This is a genomic window from Metabacillus sp. KJ11-3 (assembly GCF_055808295.1).
Genome location: NZ_CM147865.1, coordinates 944,359 through 962,877 on the forward strand (window position 1 = coordinate 944,359; position 18,519 = coordinate 962,877).

20 protein-coding genes, 1 pseudogene and 1 other annotated feature are annotated in these 18,519 nt (G+C 37.0%); of the genes and pseudogenes, 19 read left to right on the forward strand and 2 right to left on the reverse strand.

Going from position 1 to position 18,519, the window contains the following annotated elements; all coding sequences use genetic code 11:
- Nucleotides 1-206: 206 nt before the first annotated feature.
- From AC0L8O_RS04825 to pheA, 19 genes and pseudogenes are all read left to right on the forward strand, one after another.
- A complete protein-coding gene (locus AC0L8O_RS04825) occupies nt 207-980 on the forward strand; it encodes a prepilin peptidase (RefSeq protein ID WP_473446814.1) in 774 nt (257 codons plus the stop codon).
- A 272-nt stretch (nt 981-1,252) separates the two neighbouring features.
- A complete protein-coding gene (locus AC0L8O_RS04830) occupies nt 1,253-2,272 on the forward strand; it encodes an SPOR domain-containing protein (protein ID WP_473446815.1) in 1,020 nt (339 codons plus the stop codon).
- 313 nt (nt 2,273-2,585) lie between these two features.
- Nucleotides 2,586-3,155 carry a Maf family protein gene (locus AC0L8O_RS04835; protein WP_473446816.1) on the forward strand — a complete coding sequence of 190 codons (570 nt, stop codon included), beginning with the start codon at nt 2,586-2,588 and terminating at the stop codon, nt 3,153-3,155.
- 105 nt (nt 3,156-3,260) lie between these two features.
- Nucleotides 3,261-3,950 (forward strand): RadC family protein, encoded by a 690-nt coding sequence (gene radC, locus AC0L8O_RS04840; RefSeq protein ID WP_026558602.1) that lies wholly within the window; start codon nt 3,261-3,263, stop codon nt 3,948-3,950.
- Between the two features lie 231 nt (nt 3,951-4,181).
- Nucleotides 4,182-5,201 (forward strand): rod shape-determining protein, encoded by a 1,020-nt coding sequence (locus AC0L8O_RS04845; RefSeq protein ID WP_026558603.1) that lies wholly within the window; start codon nt 4,182-4,184, stop codon nt 5,199-5,201.
- Between the two features lie 109 nt (nt 5,202-5,310).
- Entirely contained in the window at nt 5,311-6,249 is a 939-nt protein-coding gene (gene mreC / locus AC0L8O_RS04850; RefSeq protein ID WP_473446817.1) for a rod shape-determining protein MreC, read from the forward strand.
- A gap of 2 nt (nt 6,250-6,251) precedes the next feature.
- Nucleotides 6,252-6,770, forward strand: coding sequence for a rod shape-determining protein MreD (mreD, locus tag AC0L8O_RS04855; RefSeq protein WP_473446818.1), 519 nt, complete (start codon nt 6,252-6,254; stop codon nt 6,768-6,770).
- A gap of 132 nt (nt 6,771-6,902) precedes the next feature.
- Entirely contained in the window at nt 6,903-7,586 is a 684-nt protein-coding gene (gene minC, locus AC0L8O_RS04860) for a septum site-determining protein MinC (RefSeq protein WP_026558606.1), read from the forward strand.
- A 2-nt stretch (nt 7,587-7,588) separates the two neighbouring features.
- Nucleotides 7,589-8,392, forward strand: coding sequence for a septum site-determining protein MinD (gene minD / locus AC0L8O_RS04865; RefSeq protein ID WP_026558607.1), 804 nt, complete (start codon nt 7,589-7,591; stop codon nt 8,390-8,392).
- Between the two features lie 182 nt (nt 8,393-8,574).
- Entirely contained in the window at nt 8,575-9,372 is a 798-nt protein-coding gene (locus tag AC0L8O_RS04870; RefSeq protein WP_473446819.1) for a peptidoglycan DD-metalloendopeptidase family protein, read from the forward strand.
- Nucleotides 9,365-10,230: pseudogene (locus AC0L8O_RS04875) on the forward strand (M50 family metallopeptidase). The gene AC0L8O_RS04870 and the pseudogene AC0L8O_RS04875 overlap by 8 nt, the downstream one beginning before the upstream one ends.
- A gap of 182 nt (nt 10,231-10,412) precedes the next feature.
- Complete coding sequence (locus AC0L8O_RS04880) at nt 10,413-11,879, forward strand: Rne/Rng family ribonuclease (RefSeq protein ID WP_473446820.1); 1,467 nt, start codon at nt 10,413-10,415, stop codon at nt 11,877-11,879.
- 70 nt (nt 11,880-11,949) lie between these two features.
- Nucleotides 11,950-12,029: a sequence feature (ribosomal protein L21 leader region), on the forward strand.
- 12 nt (nt 12,030-12,041) lie between these two features.
- Nucleotides 12,042-12,350, forward strand: coding sequence for a 50S ribosomal protein L21 (rplU, locus tag AC0L8O_RS04885; RefSeq protein ID WP_026558611.1), 309 nt, complete (start codon nt 12,042-12,044; stop codon nt 12,348-12,350).
- An 11-nt stretch (nt 12,351-12,361) separates the two neighbouring features.
- Complete coding sequence (locus AC0L8O_RS04890; RefSeq protein ID WP_473446821.1) at nt 12,362-12,694, forward strand: ribosomal-processing cysteine protease Prp; 333 nt, start codon at nt 12,362-12,364, stop codon at nt 12,692-12,694.
- Nucleotides 12,695-12,712: 18 nt separating this feature from the next.
- A complete protein-coding gene (gene rpmA, locus AC0L8O_RS04895; protein WP_026558613.1) occupies nt 12,713-13,003 on the forward strand; it encodes a 50S ribosomal protein L27 in 291 nt (96 codons plus the stop codon).
- Between the two features lie 309 nt (nt 13,004-13,312).
- Nucleotides 13,313-13,876: a Spo0B C-terminal domain-containing protein gene (locus AC0L8O_RS04900; protein WP_473446822.1), complete on the forward strand. Its 564-nt coding sequence runs from the start codon at nt 13,313-13,315 to the stop codon at nt 13,874-13,876.
- A 51-nt stretch (nt 13,877-13,927) separates the two neighbouring features.
- Nucleotides 13,928-15,211, forward strand: a complete 1,284-nt coding sequence (obgE, locus tag AC0L8O_RS04905; RefSeq protein ID WP_473446823.1) for a GTPase ObgE — start codon at nt 13,928-13,930, stop codon at nt 15,209-15,211.
- A 164-nt stretch (nt 15,212-15,375) separates the two neighbouring features.
- On the forward strand, nt 15,376-15,819 hold the full coding sequence (locus AC0L8O_RS04910) for an ACT domain-containing protein (RefSeq protein ID WP_026558616.1): 444 nt from the start codon (nt 15,376-15,378) through the stop codon (nt 15,817-15,819).
- A gap of 20 nt (nt 15,820-15,839) precedes the next feature.
- Complete coding sequence (pheA, locus tag AC0L8O_RS04915) at nt 15,840-16,718, forward strand: prephenate dehydratase (protein ID WP_026558617.1); 879 nt, start codon at nt 15,840-15,842, stop codon at nt 16,716-16,718.
- A gap of 78 nt (nt 16,719-16,796) precedes the next feature.
- On the opposite strand, the gene AC0L8O_RS04920 is transcribed toward pheA, so the two are convergent.
- Both AC0L8O_RS04920 and AC0L8O_RS04925 read right to left on the reverse strand, forming a co-directional pair.
- Nucleotides 16,797-17,345, reverse strand: coding sequence for a 3H domain-containing protein (locus tag AC0L8O_RS04920; RefSeq protein WP_473446824.1), 549 nt, complete (start codon nt 17,343-17,345; stop codon nt 16,797-16,799).
- Between the two features lie 12 nt (nt 17,346-17,357).
- Complete coding sequence (locus AC0L8O_RS04925; RefSeq protein WP_473448662.1) at nt 17,358-18,452, reverse strand: IscS subfamily cysteine desulfurase; 1,095 nt, start codon at nt 18,450-18,452, stop codon at nt 17,358-17,360.
- Between the last annotated feature and the right edge of the window lie 67 nt (nt 18,453-18,519).

The window sequence follows — 18,519 nt, forward strand, 5'->3', positions numbered from 1 at the left end:
TCGACTAATTTGTTATCTTTTTGTAAAGATTATATAAATTCATTATATTCTGTTTGTTGAATTGGTATAATTGACCTACAATTCGTATTTTAAAAAACGGAGATTTTGATAGACTGGGAGGATGCAGAGGTAGTCGAAAAAGTATTAATTTCTAGTAATTAGAGTATAGTTATTGTGTATCTTTCTATTGAAAAGGAGCCCTTGAAATGCTAACACCCTTCATTCTACACGCCTACATCTTCATCCTAGGTGCTGTCCTCGGCTCCTTTTACAATGTTGTAGGACTACGCGTTCCATTAAAAAAATCGATCACATACCCTGGTTCAGCCTGCTCAGTATGTAACAAAAAACTATCAGTAGTTGAATTAATCCCAATACTATCTTACCTATTTCAAAATGGTAAATGCCGAAACTGCAAGTCATCTATTTCACCTTTATATCCTACAATCGAGTTTCTCACTGCAATTCTTTTTACGATTTCACCGCTATTGGTGGGATGGTCAAAAGAATTGGTTATCTCCTGGACTCTTATATCGTTATGTATGATTGTAATTGTTTCTGATTTAAAATATATGATAATCCCTGATAAAGTAAATGCAATTTTTCTATTTTTATTTTTAGGAGAACGGCTTATTATTCCAACAGATCCTTGGTGGGATCCTTTTGCAGGTTTAGTATTTGGAATCTTTGTGCCGCTTGTCGTTATTTTAATTAGTCGTGGAGGCATGGGTGGTGGCGATATGAAGCTATTGGCTGTTTTTGGGCTTGCTTTAGGATGGAAACTTGTTTTATTAAGTTTTTTTCTAGCTATATTAATCGGCACAGTTATTGGGATTATGGGAATGATGATGGGCTTTATTAAAACGGGAAAACCTTTTCCTTTTGGTCCATTTCTCGTGCTTGGTGCTTTAATATCTTATTTCTATGGTCAGTATCTAATTCAGTTGTATGTAGCAATTTTCATTCCTTACTTTTTTTAAAAGAGTTTAGTAGTTTTGAGCCATAATTGTTTACTGATTCTTTTAAAAATTGTTCTTCGGAGGGGATTGGATAGATTGTCGAATAAAAATCTTGTGAAATCCATGTGTTATAGGCGTTTACAAAAATAAGTAAATGAAGATGAGTAGCAAACTGTCAGAAAATGGCGGAAAATATTATGGACAAGACGACAAATGTCTTGTTCTTTTTTTGTGTGCTTTTGTTAGCATAAGATCAATATGAATGCTCGTGCTATAAGAAGGGTGGTAGGCATATGGACAAGCAGACCTCAGATACTGTGAAAATTAAAATAAATGGAAAGGACCGTCCCTTATCAGAAACAAAGGAAACAAATGATCAATACCAAATATCCTTATGGGAAGAAAAACGTAAAGCCGAAAAAGAAATGGCTTCTGCCAAAAAAGAAGAAGATGATTTTCCATGGCTCTTACCAGAGGATGATCCTGTTTTTGAAGAGGATCCAAAAGTTGTTATACCCTCTAAGAAGAAGAAAGTATTATCAAATCAAAATGTGACGCCATTTCAATATTCTCCTAAAAAGAAAACCAGCCGTAATCTTGGTTTTCCGATGAAGCAGATGACGACGATTGTATTGTTAGCTGTGGGACTTGGGGTCGGATTTGGATATATTGCTTTAAATTTCTTGTCAAATGATGATATGCCAGCTGCAACTACTCCAACAGACGTCATTGTGACAGATGATTCAGAAGCTGCTAATCCTTCTGAGCAAAAAGATGACGATCAGCCGACAAGCACTGCCACTTCAACAGCATCATTGCAGCTTTATGCGGTACAAGGTGGAATTTTCTCGTCAAAAGAAGGAGCGGAAACTATAGCCGCGGAAATTAAAGGAAAGGGGCTGGCCTCATCCGTTATTGAAACTGATGGCTCCTTTACGGTGTTAGCAGGATTAGGTAAAGAAAAAACAGAAACTAGTTCCATGAATGAACAATATAAACAACAGCAATTTCCGGATTTTTGGGGAGGGAAGCAGCTATCTCTGTCCATTTCAACTACAAAAACACCTGAAGATTGGGTAAGCACCATTACAACGTTAGCTGCATTGTCAGCAGCTGTAACGAATAATCAGAGTGTTAATGCTGATGAACTGACAAAAATAGAACAACAATTGAAAGCAATTGAAACAGGAAATGATAATGAAAAAAATTTAATTGAAAAGTTATCTCAAGCTTCAGCAAATATTAAGGAAAATAAAGGCTGGGAAGCACAACAATCCATCCTTGACGTTGTTCAAACCTTACAGGGTAATTAATACAGCTCCAAAGCTCCTTTATCTACATATAGAGGAGATTTGGGGTTGTTTTTTTATAAGGTAAGAAAGTATAAAATTTATACTTATTTTTAATACCCAGATCCAGCGTCTAGCCCCTCTAAGGTCTAGCGGCAAATGAAGTGCAGACAAAGAACGTCTACTATTCATTTGTATCTTATTTGCCCTAGGCTGTACAATGAGCTTGCGCTTTTCTATACACAAAATTTAAAAATGAAAAATTGTCCAAAAAAACCTCATTTGGTAAGATATAGAAGTATCTTCTAATCTGAAACGAAGAAAGGATGTTTTACACATGAATTCAAACCTCATTTTAGCTTCAGCTTCTCCCCGTAGAAAAGAACTTCTAGAGCTTCTGCAACTTCCTTTTGAAGTGATAAATAGTGAGGTTGAGGAGGTTGTAGACGAGAATCTTCATCCTGCAGACATGGTTCAGTCATTGGCCCAACAAAAAGCGGAAAGTGTTGCAAAAACAAAACCGAATTTCTATGTCATAGGTTCTGATACCCTTGTTGTGTACCAAGGGAAAATGCTTGGAAAGCCAAAAAATGAACAGGAAGCACGGGAAATGCTGACAATGCTTTCAGGACAAACACATGAGGTGTATACAGGTGTTTCAATTTTTCACAATGCAAATCACCATTCCTTTTGTGAACAAATAAGTGTCACATTTTATTCATTATCTCAAAGAGAAATCGAAGATTATATTAATACAGGAGAACCGATGGATAAGGCAGGGGCCTACGGTATACAAGGATTTGGTGCACTTTTAGTGAAAGAGATAAAAGGTGATTATTATGCTGTAATGGGTTTACCTATTGCTAGAACAAAAAGAGAACTTCTGCATGCAGGTTTTAAGTGGTAGCACCTAACTTATTTAAGTCATCCATGGCATAAAACTATAGTGTAGGAACATGATAGTACACATAGAGAAAAGTTTATGAGCAGAAGGGGAAACGAAGGAGGATAAATGGAACCGTCAACCTTTAAAATCCGGGATTTCCCACAAGATGAACGACCAAGAGAGCGTCTTTTAAATGAAGGAGCTGATAAGCTGTCAAACCAGGAGTTATTAGCTATACTGCTCCGAACTGGTACGAAAAAGGAATCGGTCTTGGAATTGTCACAGAAATTGTTAAAGCATTTTGAAGGATTGAGAATGTTAAAGGATGCATCAGTCGAGGAAATTACAACGATCTCAGGCATTGGAACAGCAAAAGCTGTGCAAATCTTATCTGCTTTAGAGTTGGGCAGACGTATGAATCGATTAACATATGATGATCGGTTTGTCATTCGCTCTCCACAAGACGGAGCCAATTATGTCATGGAAGAAATGCGTTTTTTAAGTCAAGAACACTTTGTCTGCTTGTATTTAAACACCAAAAACCAAGTTCTTCATAAACAAACAGTGTTCATCGGCAGTCTTAATGCATCGATCGTTCACCCGCGGGAGGTATTCAAAGAAGCTTTGAAGCGGTCTGCTGCTTCTTTAATTTGTATACATAATCACCCTTCCGGAGATCCGTCACCAAGCCGGGAGGATATCGAAGTGACGAAGCGTCTAACTGAGTGTGGAAAGATGTTAGGGATAGAACTTTTGGACCATCTTATCATCGGTGAACAAAAATATGTAAGTTTGAAAGAAAAAGGCTATATCTAATACTTTTTTTTTGAGTAATTACGATATAATAAGATTTATGAGTTTTTTTAGGAAAGAACCAAAAGACTCTTTGTTTTGGGGAAGAGTGAGGAAACATGTCAAAACGTGAAATCCACATTGGTTTGTTTTGACACGCACGTTAATCTAACAAAGAAGAAAGTTGTATTCTGTCAATTTTCCTGAAAATAATAAGTAAAAAGTACATTCGTTTCAGAAAGGAAGATACACCCTATGTTCGGAATTGGGACAAGAGACCTCGGGATAGATTTAGGGACTGCAAATACGCTAGTATTTGTAAAAGGAAAAGGAATTGTTGTTCGTGAGCCATCAGTTGTGGCACTGCAAACAGACACAAAGCAAATTGTAGCTGTAGGTAATGATGCGAAAAATATGATCGGTCGTACGCCTGGAAATGTTGTGGCCCTTCGACCTATGAAAGACGGAGTTATTGCAGATTATGAAACAACTGCTACGATGATGAAGTACTATATTAAGCAAGCAACGACGAAAGGTGTATTCGCAAGAAAGCCTTATGTCATGGTATGTGTACCATCTGGAATTACCGCTGTTGAGGAAAGAGCCGTTATTGATGCAACAAGACAAGCAGGAGCCAGAGATGCCTATACAATTGAGGAGCCGTTTGCTGCCGCTATTGGGGCTAATTTACCTGTTTGGGAGCCAACGGGTAGCATGGTTGTTGATATCGGTGGAGGTACAACAGAAGTAGCCATCATATCACTTGGCGGTATCGTAACAAGTCAATCTATTCGTGTCGCAGGAGATGAAATGGATGAGGCGATTACTACTTACATTCGAAAAACATATAACTTAATGATTGGTGATCGTACATCTGAAGCTATAAAGGTTGAAATAGGATCAGCTGGTTCACCAGACGGTGTAGAAAACATGGACATCAGAGGACGCGATCTTTTAACCGGATTACCTAAAACCATTGAAATTACAGCAGCAGAAATTGCAGAAGCTTTAAAAGATACAGTATATACAATTGTAGACACTGTAAAAAATACATTGGAAAAAACTCCCCCAGAACTTGCTGCAGATATTATGGACAGAGGAATTGTGTTAACTGGTGGTGGAGCATTGCTCCGAAATCTTGATAAAGTCATCGGGGAAGAAACCAATATGCCGGTATTGATTGCCGAAGATCCGTTGGATTGTGTTGCCATTGGAACTGGTAAAGCGTTAGAACACATTCATCTGTTTAAAAATAAAGCAAGAGACAGCCGTTAAGTAAATCGCGAAATAAGTTTTGAAACACCGGTAATTGGATGTAAGGATATTCTGCTTACACGTACACGTGCCGGTGTGTTTTTAAATTGTAAATAAGAAGGTGTTCATCATGCCACAGTTTTTTCTAAACAAACGCCTAATCTTGTTACTTGTTAGTGTTATTGTGTTAGTGTCATTAATTGGTTTTTCGTTAAAGGACGACCGACAGCTGTCATGGCCAGAGCAATTCTTACAAGATACGGTAAGTGTTTTTCAGTCTATTTTTCATAAACCTGCTACATATGTATCAAATGTTTTTGGTAATATAAAAGACCTTAAAAATACATACGAAGAAAATGAGCTATTAAAAAGCAGGCTCGATGAGTATATGCAGCTCGAGGCAGATCTTCAAGATTATAAAGTTGAAAATGAAAAATTGAAAATTGAGCTGGGAGAAGTCTCAGATTTACGAAAATACAATCCTATTTATTCAGCTGTTATAGGGCGGAATCCTGATAAATGGTATGACTATATCTCAATTGATAAAGGTGAACAAGACGGCGTCGAGCCAAATATGGCTGTTGTAACAGCACAAGGTTTGATTGGGAAAGTGAAATCAACTTCTCAATTTTCTTCAACAGTCCAGTTATTAAGTGCAACAGATTTAAAAAATAGAATTTCAGCTGAGGTACAGCCGGCAGAAGTGAAAGAGAATGAAGAAGAAAATAAAGATGAAAACAAAGAGACAACCAAAAGCAATGAAACCGTAACAGGCTTAATAGAGGGGTATGACAAAGAAAAAGGCGCCCTTTTACTACGAAAAATTGAGTCTGATGTAAAGCTTGTTGAAGGTCAAAAAGTCATAACATCCGGTAAGGGTGGAGTTTTTCCACGAGGAATTTTAATTGGAGAAATAATGGAAGTAGAGCCTGATTCATATGGGTTAGAGCAAATGGCTTATATTAAACCAACAGCAGATTTTTATGATGTTGATCGGGTATGGGTAGCAGATCGTGTTGCCTCATCTGAGGATCCTGTTGACGCGCTAGCCGAGGAAGAGGAGGAATAATTTTGAGACGTTTTATTCTTCCCTTTCTAGTTCTTTTTGTCTTTATATGTGAAAGTACCTTCGCTCAACTTGTGAACATTTCCTTTTTTGGTGAAGATTATTTATATATACCTAGATTTTTGCTGGTCTTTGTTATCTTTATTACGGTGTATTTAAATCGGACACAAGGTATGTTATTCGGGTTAATATTTGGCTTTTTACATGACGTGGTCTATATTGAAGTAATAGGGATCTATCTTTTTTCCTATGCTTTTCTTGCTTATCTAGTTTCAAAGGCGATGAAGGTGCTCCATAAACATGTTTTGATTGTCATCTTTTTGTCGACTCTTGCCATCGCTATACTGGAATTTTACGTATATGGCATTAATTACGCAATTGGTGCCACCGAAATGTCGTTATACGATTTTACAACCAAAAGGTTACTTACAACCCTTGGGCTAAACTTCATTTTTGCGTTACTCTTTATTTTTCCGCTCAAGTCGTTTTTAACGAAATTAAAAAAAGCTGAATCAGAAGATTAATAATATGTGTGGATGATTGTACAAAAAAACAAGATAAATGAGTAACTATAAGAAAAAATGATTACTAATTATCTCGTAAAAAAAGGAATTCGGGCAGTTCTGTCGAATAGTAAAATCGTTGAGGTGAACGTCATGAAGGTCCAAAAACAACAATATGTTACGATTAAAGGCACGAAAGATGGCTTAACGTTGCATCTCGATGATTCATGTTCTTTTGACCAATTGCTCCAAGAGTTAGAGGAAATGCTATCTTTAAAACAGTATGTTCAACAAACTGGTCCTGTTATTGGAGTAAATGTTAAGGTTGGAAACCGTTTAATTAATGCGAATCAGCGAGAAAAACTAGAAACAGTTATAAAACAAAAGCGAAATCTTTTAGTTGAATCAATAGAAAGCAATGTCATTACAAAAGATGAGGCATTGAGATTAAAAAAAGAAACAGAAATTGTGCCGGTAACCAAAATCGTTCGTTCCGGGCAAATTTTAAAAGTAAAGGGAGATTTACTGCTCATTGGGGATGTTAATCCTGGTGGAGAAGTAAATGCTTCTGGAAATATTTTTGTTTTAGGTGCTTTAAAAGGGATTGCTCATGCTGGCAATGATGGGAATAACCAAGCAGTGATTGCTGCTTCACTTATGAAGCCGTCACAACTGCGAATCGGTGAGATCATTAATCGAGCACCAGATCATACCCCTCATGAGGGTTCTGAGATGGAATGTGCTTATTTAAATGAAGATGAAGAAATGGTAATTGAGAGATTACAACAACTAACTCATCTACGACCAAATTTAACAAGGTTTGAAGGAGGAATCTAACAATGGGTGAAGCAATTGTCATAACCTCAGGGAAAGGTGGCGTTGGGAAAACAACGACATCGGCAAATATTGGGACAGCTTTAGCTATATTAGGCAAACGGGTTTGTCTAGTAGATACAGACATCGGTCTTCGAAACCTTGATGTCGTAATGGGACTTGAAAATCGTATTATCTATGATTTGGTTGATGTAGTGGAAGGTCGTTGTAAAATGCATCAAGCTCTCGTCAAAGATAAACGTTTTGAAGATCTGTTATATTTACTTCCAGCTGCACAAACAAGTGATAAAACAGCTGTTAAGCCAGAACAAATGAAAAAACTGGTGAATGAATTAAAACAGGATTACGATTATATCGTGATCGATTGTCCTGCCGGTATTGAACAGGGGTACAAAAATGCAGTTGCCGGGGCAGATAAAGCAATTGTTGTAACAACACCTGAAATATCGGCTGTTCGTGATGCAGATCGCATCATCGGTTTATTAGAGCAAGAGGATATTGAACCGCCAAAGTTAGTGATCAATCGTATTCGAAATCATCTTGTGAAAAATGGGGACATGCTTGATGTGGACGAAATTGTTACTCATTTATCAATTGACCTTATTGGAATCGTAGCTGATGACGACGATGTCATTAAAGCATCTAATAATGGTGAACCAATTGCTATGGATCCAAACAACCGTGCAGCGATTGCTTACAGAAATATTGCACGACGTATTTTAGGGGAATCTGTTCCATTACAATCTTTAGATGAACCAAACAAAGGGATGCTTGTTAAGTTGAAAAGATTTTTTGGTGTTCGTGTTTAAAACATACATTCATAGATACATAGATTCTAGACTAGATTTCTCAAAATGAATTCTAGTCTTTTTCTTTTCCTTCTTAATCTTCACTTTAAAGCAAACAACTTTATCTAGCTCCTATAAAAACATTCATATTCCAAAAGGACAAGGCATACACTTGTACAAACTTGCTAAAAGGATGGATGGGGATGAGTCATCGAGCGGACGAAATAAGAAAAAGAATTGCAAAAAGAAAACGAGATCGAGGAATAGTAGGTAGTCAAACCAACGAGACATCACAAAGAACATCACTTTTTATGAGTGAGGAAGAGCGATATGGCGGTGTATATTCACCCCCTACCTATGAAGGAGGTGGCCCAGGAAATCAAAGAGGAGCCCACCCACTTTTCCGTACCGAAGTTTTTATCTTCAAAATCTTATTTTCAGCGGTATTGGTATTAATAACAGCTATCGTCTTTAAAAATGGATCTCCGCTGTTTGATAAGGCGAAAGAAGTTGTACACTACTCGCTTGAAGAAGAATTTCAATTTGCGACTGTATCCAAATGGTATCGAGATCAGTTCGGTGAACCATTAGCTTTGTTTAACAATGCCACGAATGACAATGAAAAAGCAGAAAATGAAACAGAGGTGGCCCAACTTGCTGTTCCTGCATCAGGGAAGGTGCTGGAATCGTTTAAAGATAATGGTCAAGGAATTATGGTGGAAACGAATCGGCCTTCTGTTGAAGCAATGAATGAAGGAATTATTATAGAGGCCGGTGAAAAAGAAGATACAGGCCTTACAATTGTCCTGCAGCATGCAGATGGTACTAAATCCTGGTATGGAAATCTAGACAAAATAGATGTGCCGCTTTATGATTTTGTTGAAAAGGGAAAAGAATTAGGCAAAATTAAACTTTCAGAAAATCAAAAGGGAACTTATTACTTCGCGATCAAAAAGGGTGATTCCTTTATTGACCCAATACAGGTGATACAATTTGAATAGATACTTATCACTTCTCCAAAAAATACATATACATCCTTTGTTATGGGTCATGATTGCAATTAGTGTCATTACAGCTAACTTTAAACCATTATTTCTCTTAATGATCATTATTTTTGTACATGAAATGGGCCATGCAATCAGTGCTCATTTTTTTCTTGGAGGATAAAGTCCATTATGCTTCTCCCCTTTGGAGGAGTTGCTGAGGTTGATGAGCATGGAAATCGTTCATTAAGAGAAGAATGCATGGTTGTACTTGCAGGACCATGTCAGCATCTATGGCTTCAAGGAGCAGCTTTTCTCCTTTATATCTCTCAGGTTATTCATATAAGTGACTATCAATTGTTCACATTTTATAACGTATCCGTTTTATTGTTTAATTTATTGCCTGTTTGGCCATTAGATGGTGGTAAGCTATTATTTATTATATTTTCAAAACATTGGTCATACCAAAAAGCTCATTCCTATATGATGATCACATCTATTATCTTTTTAGCTTTTTACGTAACAGCTATTCTCTTATTTTCTCCAACCCATTTAAATATGTGGATTATTACAACCTTTCTCGTTTATAGTCTCTATCATGAACATAAAAATAAAATGTACAGCTGTTTACGTTTTTTAATGGAGAGATATTACGGTAAACAAACCCAAATAAATAGAATTAAACCGATTGTGGTGGACGAATCTGAATTAGTGTACCATGTCCTCCTGCAATTCCAACGCGGCTGCAAACACTTAATCATAGTTGAACGAAATGGAACAAAGGTGTCAGAAATGGATGAAAATGAACTTTTACATGCATACTTTGCAAATAAACTAACAGACTCTAAAATAGGAGACCTTGTGTATGACTATTAAAATGGATATTCTTAAGAGTTCTATGAATAAACTGTTTAGGTTGATCGAAACGAGCATCCTGACAACTTTAATTAACCAAAAGAACAGTTTGCAAAACCACTTATTTCTTAGATAAGATGCTAGAAGAAGCAACCTGTAGTAAAATAGTGACAAAGCCAAAGAAAGAGAGAGTTTAACATAACGTGCGTAAAATAATTATAAATGAAAAAGGCAGAGAAACCCGCTGCGCCATTTTCGAACATGAACAATTAGCAGAAATTCACCAATCTTATTCCACTGAAGACGATATTGTTGGAAACATATATATTGGTCGAGTAAAAAAGGTATTACCAGGCATGCAGGCAGCCTTTGTAGATATCGGACTATCACAAAATGGATACCTTCACCGAAACGACATTATACGCTTTCAGCAAGCAAATCAATCTGAATCAAATCCATCAATTTCTCATTATATTAAAGAAGGAGAAAAGATTTTCGTTCAGGTTGTTAAAGTCGGGACAGAACAAAAGGGACCAAAGTTGACCATGAACCTTGAATTTGGTGGACATTTACTTGTCTACATGCCGTATGGTAACTATTTGGCCGTTTCGAAAAAACTACAAGATGAACAGGAAAGACAACGGCTTTTAAATATAGCTCAAACGTTTATACAGGATCAAGAAGGGATTCTTTTTCGTACAGCTTCTAAGGAACAATCAAAGGTGGAGCTGGAAAAAGAGTATGATCATTTAAAACAGAAATTTAAAGAGGTAAAGAAACAAACACATGATAAGCCTATATGTGTATTCGAATCTAGACATTTTATTGACAGGATTTTATCTGAGATCGTTATAAAAGATGAGGATTTGTTAATTTGTGATCAAATTGAACGGGTCCAGCAGCTAAAGCTGCTTTTTCCTAAAACATCTGTTCAATATCATGAACATAAAGAGGCAATCTTCTCTACATATAAAATAGAACAAGAAATCGAAAAATTACTCAAGCCTTTAGTATGGTTGAAAAACGGTGCTTACATCTTAATTGAGCAAACCGAGGCTATGACAATTATTGACGTTAATACCGGAAAATTTTCCGGGAAATTATCGATGCGTGACACAGTTTTGAAAACGAACGAACTTGCTGCTATCGAAATAGCGAAACAAATTAGGTTAAGAAATCTCAGTGGAATCATCTTGATTGATTTTATTGATATGAAGCATAAACAAGATCAATACAAGATACTTGAGATGATGAAACGGGAAATGAATAAGGATCGTGTTCAGCATAAAGTCATCGGCTTTACAGAATTAAATATATTACAGCTAACAAGAAAGAAAATACGCAAGTCGTTAGAAAGTAATGTGACAGATTTTTGTAAAACATGTCGTGGCTCAGGGCGTATTGCCTCCGCTGAGTCTGTTGCATATAAATTAGAGAGAGAATTATGGGAATATCAATTTATGGATGAAGAAGCCATGTGGATTGAAGCAACAGGGGAAGTCATCGACTTATTAAAAGGAACAAATGAAGAACACTTAAAAAGGCTTCAAGATATGTTGAAATTTAAGATTCTATTCTCAGAGATATTATCACAGGTCCCTACGTATCGGATTAAGCAAATGGGTGATGAACGATTACTAATGGAAAAGCTGTCATCACTCCCTTATTAAATCAATTAAAATTTAGTTGCATAATTTAATAGGATTTGTTATTATGTAACATGTTATGACTTGTAGCGCACCCGTGCTACAACCGCTCAAATCATGGTTTTTAAAGCAATGCCAGGCATTCACCTGATTTTGGCGAGTCTTAGTTTATAGGAGGTGCAGAGAATGTACGCAATTATCGAAACTGGTGGAAAACAAATCAAGGTTGAAGAAGGTCAAGTAATCTACGTTGAAAAGCTAGGTGCTGACCAAGGTGAATCGGTAACGTTTGACAAAGTTTTATTTGTAGGTGGTGACAACGTTCAAGTTGGTAGCCCAACTGTGAGCGGTGCGACTGTTACAGCGAAAGTTGAAAAACAAGGTCGTCAAAAGAAAATCACTGTTTTCAAATATAAAGCAAAGAAAAACTACCGTAAAAAACAAGGTCACCGTCAGCCATACACAAAAGTTGTGATTGAAAAAATCAACGCGTAAGGCGATTTGATATGATAAATGCTAGAATTTATCGTTCAAATGAGGGACTTATCACATCGTTCACACTCTCTGGACATGCTGCATTCGATGAATACGGCAAAGATATTGTTTGTGCTGGAGCTTCTGCTGTTACCTTTGGTGCTGTGAATGCAGTACTTTCACTAACAAATATTGAACCACAAATTGATCAAGGTGGAGAAGGAGGATTTTTACAAGTTAAACTTCCTTCAAATCTCGACGGATCTACAAGTGAAAGAGTTCAATTATTGTTAGAGGGTATGGTTGTCTCTCTCCAAACAATTGAAAGAGATTATGGACAATATATCTCGGTATCAGATGAATAAAGCAGGAGGTGAAACTTCATGTTAAGATTAGATCTTCAGTTCTTCGCATCTAAGAAAGGGGTAGGTTCGACAAAAAACGGTCGTGACTCTATCTCGAAACGTCTTGGTGCTAAGCGTGCAGATGGTCAATTTGTTTCTGGTGGTTCAATTCTTTACCGTCAACGCGGTACAAAAATTTACCCAGGTGAAAACGTTGGCCGTGGCGGTGATGATACGCTATTTGCTAAAGTTGATGGTGTTGTTAAGTTCGAACGTTTCGGACGTGACCGCAAAAAAGTTAGCGTATATCCAGTAGCTCAAGAAGCATAAGCTTATGAAAAACTCTAGCCTAACACCAGGTTAGAGTTTTTTTAAAGACTTCTTTTCATTTATTCATGAGGCTAACTCCTAAATGGATTTTAGTTAATGAAGGCAAACAAATTTCTACATAATGCTTCTATATCTAATCTTCTATTAACTCCGGTTTTAAGCAAAAGATACGTTATAAATTTCCATGATATTTTATAGAAAGTTTTTATTAAAAAGCTCTTTTCCAAAACAATGTTTGTTATAATTTTTAATACAGCCTAAATACGGTAATTAACTCCTTGATGAAAATAACCTAGTAGGAGAAAATGTATGGAAAATAAACAAAATGAAATAGATATCGTTAATATTTTAAGTCATTCACGTCATGATTGGATGAACAAATTGCAATTAATTAAGGGAAATCTTTCTTTGCAAAAATACGATCGTGTCCAAGAAATTCTTGAAGAGATTGTCATTGAAGCGCAACAGGAATCAAAACTGTGCAATTTGCAACTACCACTTTTTGCTAGTTACCTGATGACCTTTAATTGGAGTAACCATCATTTTTTATTGGAATATGAGGTACTGGGAGAGACAAGAAATATTGCTCAATATGATAAACCAATCACCCAATGGAGTAAAAAGTTTTTGGAAATACTGGATCATGTAGTTGATTATTCTGGTGAAAATCGCGTCTGTATTACATTACATACTGGACATACATCAAGAGAAACTGTGCGTTTCTTTTTTGATTTTGAAGGAATAATAAAAGGGAAAGAACAAGTTACATCATGGTTTCAAAATAATGACCATAGTCCAATTTGTATAGAGGAAATTGCTATTGGTACATATCAAATCACATTAACAGTATCACTAAATGATACGAGAATCTAAGGTAAAGAAGGATACTTCTTTATGAGGGTTATATAGAACGGAGGAAGACAAATGTTTGTCGATCAGGTCAAGGTTTATGTAAAAGGTGGCGACGGTGGAAACGGTATGGTTGCATTCCGTCGTGAAAAGTATGTTCCAAAGGGTGGACCAGCAGGTGGTGACGGTGGAAACGGAGCGGACGTAGTCTTTGAAGTAGAAGAAGGATTACGTACGTTAATGGACTTCCGTTACAAGCGTCATTTTAAAGCTCCGCGTGGGGAACATGGAATGTCAAAAAATCAGCACGGTAAAAATTCACAGCCAATGATCGTAAAAGTTCCGCCTGGAACAGTTGTGACAGATGAAGAAACAGGACAGGTTATCGCTGACTTAACAGAGCATGGGCAGCAGGCTGTTATTGCAAAAGGTGGACGTGGTGGACGTGGAAACTCACGTTTTGCTACACCCGCAAACCCTGCTCCGGAGCTTTCAGAAAATGGTGAGCCCGGTATAGAACGCAATGTTATTTTAGAATTAAAAGTTCTCGCAGATGTTGGATTGGTTGGTTTTCCGAGTGTAGGGAAATCTACGTTGCTATCGGTTGTATCTTCTGCAAAACCGAAAATTGCAGAGTATCACTTTACAACTCTTGTTCCCAACCTCGGAATGGTAGAAACAGAAGATGGTCGAAGCTTTGTTATGGCTGATTTACCCGGACTAATTGAAGGTGCGCATCAAGGTGTTGGATTAGGTCATCAATTTTTAAGGCATATCGAACGTACACGTGTCATTGTACATGTTATTGATATGTCCGGTCTAGAGGGAAGAGATCCCTATGAAGACTATTTAACAATTAATGCAGAGCTTAAAGAATATAATTTACGATTAACAGAGCGACCACAGATTATTGTTGCCAACAAAATGGACATGCCTGATTCAGAAGAAAATCTCGCTGAATTTAAGAAAAAGCTTGATGAAGAACTTCAAATTTTCCCAATTTCGGCAATCACAAGAGATGGTGTTCGAGAGCTTTTATATGCGGTAGCAGATGCAATCGAACAGACACCGGAGTTCCCGCTTTATGAAGAAGAGGAAACAGAAAACCGTGTGGTATACGAATTCAAGAAAGAAGAACCGAATTTCGCTATTACTCGTGATAGTGAAGGTGCCTATGTGTTAACAGGTGAGAAGATTGAGAAATTATTTAAAATGACAGATTTCTCACGCGAGGAGTCAGTTAGACGGTTTGCCAGACAGCTTCGTGGCTTAGGGGTTGATGAAGCACTAAGAGCACGTGGTGCAGAAGATGGGGATATCGTAAAATTATTGGATTATGAATTTGAATTTGTAGAATAACATAGAAGACTAAGAAGAGGGCTGAATACGGCTCTCTTTTTACGTATGAACCACATACATATGTTGAATTTTGGACAAACTTCTGTTTTTCTTAGGAAAATAGAAGAAATTTAGCCAATATTGTGATAAATTATCTACATTGAGAAAATTGTGGGAGGGAAAACATGAAGGATGATACCTTTTATTTAGTGAGAGAAGATATACTTCCGGAAGCAATGAAAAAAACGCTTGAAGTAAAGAAATTAATTGAACGAGGCAAGGTTGACTCAGTTGCAGAAGCGGTTCAACGGGTAGATATGAGTCGCAGTGCTTTTTATAAATATCGTGATGCTGTCTTCCCATTTCATACAATGGTAAAGGAAAAATTAATCACCCTTTTTTTCCATTTAGAAGATCGGAGCGGAACACTCTCACAATTGTTGTCAGTCGTTGCAAATGCAGGCTGTAATGTCCTGACGATTCATCAGACAATCCCGATACAGGGGAGAGCCAATGTGACATTATCTCTCAATACGAATGGAATGAATGAAGATATCAATCACTTAATGGCAAAATTAAAGCGTTTAGAGTTTGTAGAGAAAGTTGAGATTTTAGGTCAGGGAGCATAAGGAGTTGAAGATAGTTGTCAATTAGAGTAGGATTTTTAGGTCCAAGAGCAACATTTACCCACTTAGCTGTGCAATCATATTTCGGTGACGAAATTGAGCAGATTGCCTATTCAACCATTCCTCAATGTATTGATGCTGTGGCGGAGGGTGTAATTGATTTAGCTGTTGTACCGACAGAAAATGCACTTGAGGGCTCTGTTAATTTAACAATCGATTATTTAATACATGAACAACCCTTATATATTGTCGGTGAAATAGTATCACCAATTGAGCAACATTTTATGGTACATCCTTCTAATAAAGAGGCTTGGAGAAATGTTTCTCGTGTATATTCTCATTCCCATGCCATTGCGCAATGTCATAAATTTTTGCATAAAAACTTTAAGGGGATTACATATGATTATGCAACAAGCACAGGGGCAGCTGCTCAATATGTAAAAAATAATTCTGAAGAATTAGTGGCAGCCATAGCAAATAAACTTGCAGCTAAGGAATATGGCTTAGAGATCGTACAACCCAATATTCATGATTATCATTATAATCATACCCGGTTTGCAATTGTACATCCAACAGTTGATGGTAAATATCCTAGCAAGAAGCTTACAGCTGAAAAAGAAAAAACAACACTCATGGTGACGTTACCGTCTGATCAGTCAGGTGCTCTTCATCAAGTTTTATCGGCTTTTACGTGGCGAAAGCTAAATCTATCGAAAATAGAATCAAGACCTATGAAAACAGGCTTAGGGAATTATTTCTTTATAATAGATATCGATATGAGAGTTGATGAGGTGCTGATTCCGGGAGCGATTGCCGAGTTAGAGGCTTTAGGTTGCGGAGTAAAGCTGTTAGGTACTTATGAGGCTTATTTTATACGCCAGGAAATTGAAGAAGGTGTCTAACCATCCCTTTTTATAGAAACATAAATAAACGCCGCAAATTGGGTGAATAGTCATTTTGCGGCGCTCCCCTTTTTATAACTAATTATCCTCTTCCTTTACCAAAATTCCTGCCTTATCTAAATCATGACAAGCACGGTCAAGTTTATCAATTGAATCTGCTTGTAATGTATGCAAGTGCAGTCCTTCAGTTAATTGTGAAAGATAGGAGGCCTTGTTTAGGCTGATCTTTTTTATAAATTCCTCTACTTCAATACGATTTCCAACTCTAATAGAGGCAGTTAAATCCCCATAGACAGGATGCTCAACGATGACATCTTTTACAAAGACACCATGGTCAACAAGAATATTTAATTCTTCTTTTGTATCTGTAGGTGAATGCTTACAAGCAATCAGTCTTTCCACTAATGGCTGATCTTGTTTATTTTTTTCTAAATACACGTACCCTTGACTTGTTGCGATAATAGGGTGTTTTTTTGCTTTTAACAATGAAATATCTTGAACAATCACCTGTCTGCTTACATTAGCAAATGCAGCAAGCTCACCACCTGTAATGGGTTTGCTTGCTTTTAATAATTTATCCAGTAATAGATTTCTTCTTTCTTCCCCTAGTAATTTCCCGGAATTCATTTTATCTTCCTTTCACTTTCGAAAGTTTTCAACAATGTTGATCAGTACTTTACTTAGTTTCTCAATTTGTGAATATGTTGTGTCCTTGCCTAAAGAGATTCTAACATATTGTTTCGCTTGCTGTTCAGTATACCCTATAGCCAGTATAGAACGTGAAGGTGCCTGCATGCCAACTTGACATGCACTTCCTGTTGAAATGGCTATACCAAAACGATTTGCTTCCAACATGACATATTGCCCCTCAATTCCATTAAAAAGAAAGGGAAGGATATTTGGCAGTGTGTATGGTAAATGAGCATTTATTAAATTGATTTTATCGTGATAAGGCTCTAGAAACTCAATAAGTTGATTTTTTAATTGGACAAAATGATCATACACCTTTTGTTGATCTTTTGAAATATCGTTGGCAGCTGTAGCGAAAGCTGCTATAGCCGGAACGTCTACGGTGCCGGGCCGGAAGCCTGATTCATGGGTCGTTCCGGGTAATAGTGGCTCCCAATGAACAGAAGGGCTAATATATGCTGCACCCACACCTTTAGGACCGTAGATTTTATGGCTTGAGATGCTAATCGCATCAATATGTGTAACATCAATAGGTATTTTACCGAACGTTTGGACACAATCACTATGAAAAAGAATCTTCTCTTCTCTTAAAAATTGGCCAATATCTTCGATAGGATTAATGGTGCCAATTTCGGAATTTCCGTGCTGAATGGAAACCAGGGCTGTATCCTTACGTACTTCACTTTGAATCTGGTTACGTGTCATAATACCTTGCTGATTCGGCTTTAAATACGAAACTTCATAGCCCTTTGATTCGAGGTTTTTAAAGAACGTATGAAGTGACGAATGTTCATTTGCTGTTGTAATAATGTGCTTTTTATGCTGAATACCATTTAATAAAGATTGAACAGTTAAGATATTTGCTTCACTGCCGCCACTAGTGAAATAAATCCCCTTTTCATGTCCATTGATAATCGTTGCAATAACTTTCCTGGAGGCAGAAAGAGTACGTGCTGAAATGTCTCCAATATCGTGAAGGCTACTGCTGTTACCATAGGCATTTTTTGCAGCTTTTGCATATATATTAAGTGCATTTTCGCTCATTGGTGTTGTTGCAGCGTAATCAAAATAGATCAATTTATTCACTCCCGGTTTCTCTTAATCTTTCAGA

Coding starts and splice junctions, on each gene's coding strand:
- AC0L8O_RS04845 (WP_026558603.1), top strand. CDS start 4,182: ATGTTCGGAATTGGGACAAGAGACCTCGGGATAGATTTAGGGACTGCA.
- mreC (WP_473446817.1), top strand. CDS start 5,311: ATGCCACAGTTTTTTCTAAACAAACGCCTAATCTTGTTACTTGTTAGT.
- AC0L8O_RS04920 (WP_473446824.1), bottom strand. CDS start 17,345: ATGAATTCCGGGAAATTACTAGGGGAAGAAAGAAGAAATCTATTACTG.
- rplU (WP_026558611.1), top strand. CDS start 12,042: ATGTACGCAATTATCGAAACTGGTGGAAAACAAATCAAGGTTGAAGAA.
- AC0L8O_RS04825 (WP_473446814.1), top strand. CDS start 207: ATGCTAACACCCTTCATTCTACACGCCTACATCTTCATCCTAGGTGCT.
- AC0L8O_RS04900 (WP_473446822.1), top strand. CDS start 13,313: ATGGAAAATAAACAAAATGAAATAGATATCGTTAATATTTTAAGTCAT.
- AC0L8O_RS04925 (WP_473448662.1), bottom strand. CDS start 18,452: ATGAGCGAAAATGCACTTAATATATATGCAAAAGCTGCAAAAAATGCC.
- rpmA (WP_026558613.1), top strand. CDS start 12,713: ATGTTAAGATTAGATCTTCAGTTCTTCGCATCTAAGAAAGGGGTAGGT.
- AC0L8O_RS04830 (WP_473446815.1), top strand. CDS start 1,253: ATGGACAAGCAGACCTCAGATACTGTGAAAATTAAAATAAATGGAAAG.
- AC0L8O_RS04910 (WP_026558616.1), top strand. CDS start 15,376: ATGAAGGATGATACCTTTTATTTAGTGAGAGAAGATATACTTCCGGAA.
- minC (WP_026558606.1), top strand. CDS start 6,903: ATGAAGGTCCAAAAACAACAATATGTTACGATTAAAGGCACGAAAGAT.
- AC0L8O_RS04890 (WP_473446821.1), top strand. CDS start 12,362: ATGATAAATGCTAGAATTTATCGTTCAAATGAGGGACTTATCACATCG.
- minD (WP_026558607.1), top strand. CDS start 7,589: ATGGGTGAAGCAATTGTCATAACCTCAGGGAAAGGTGGCGTTGGGAAA.
- obgE (WP_473446823.1), top strand. CDS start 13,928: ATGTTTGTCGATCAGGTCAAGGTTTATGTAAAAGGTGGCGACGGTGGA.
- AC0L8O_RS04870 (WP_473446819.1), top strand. CDS start 8,575: ATGAGTCATCGAGCGGACGAAATAAGAAAAAGAATTGCAAAAAGAAAA.
- radC (WP_026558602.1), top strand. CDS start 3,261: ATGGAACCGTCAACCTTTAAAATCCGGGATTTCCCACAAGATGAACGA.
- AC0L8O_RS04835 (WP_473446816.1), top strand. CDS start 2,586: ATGAATTCAAACCTCATTTTAGCTTCAGCTTCTCCCCGTAGAAAAGAA.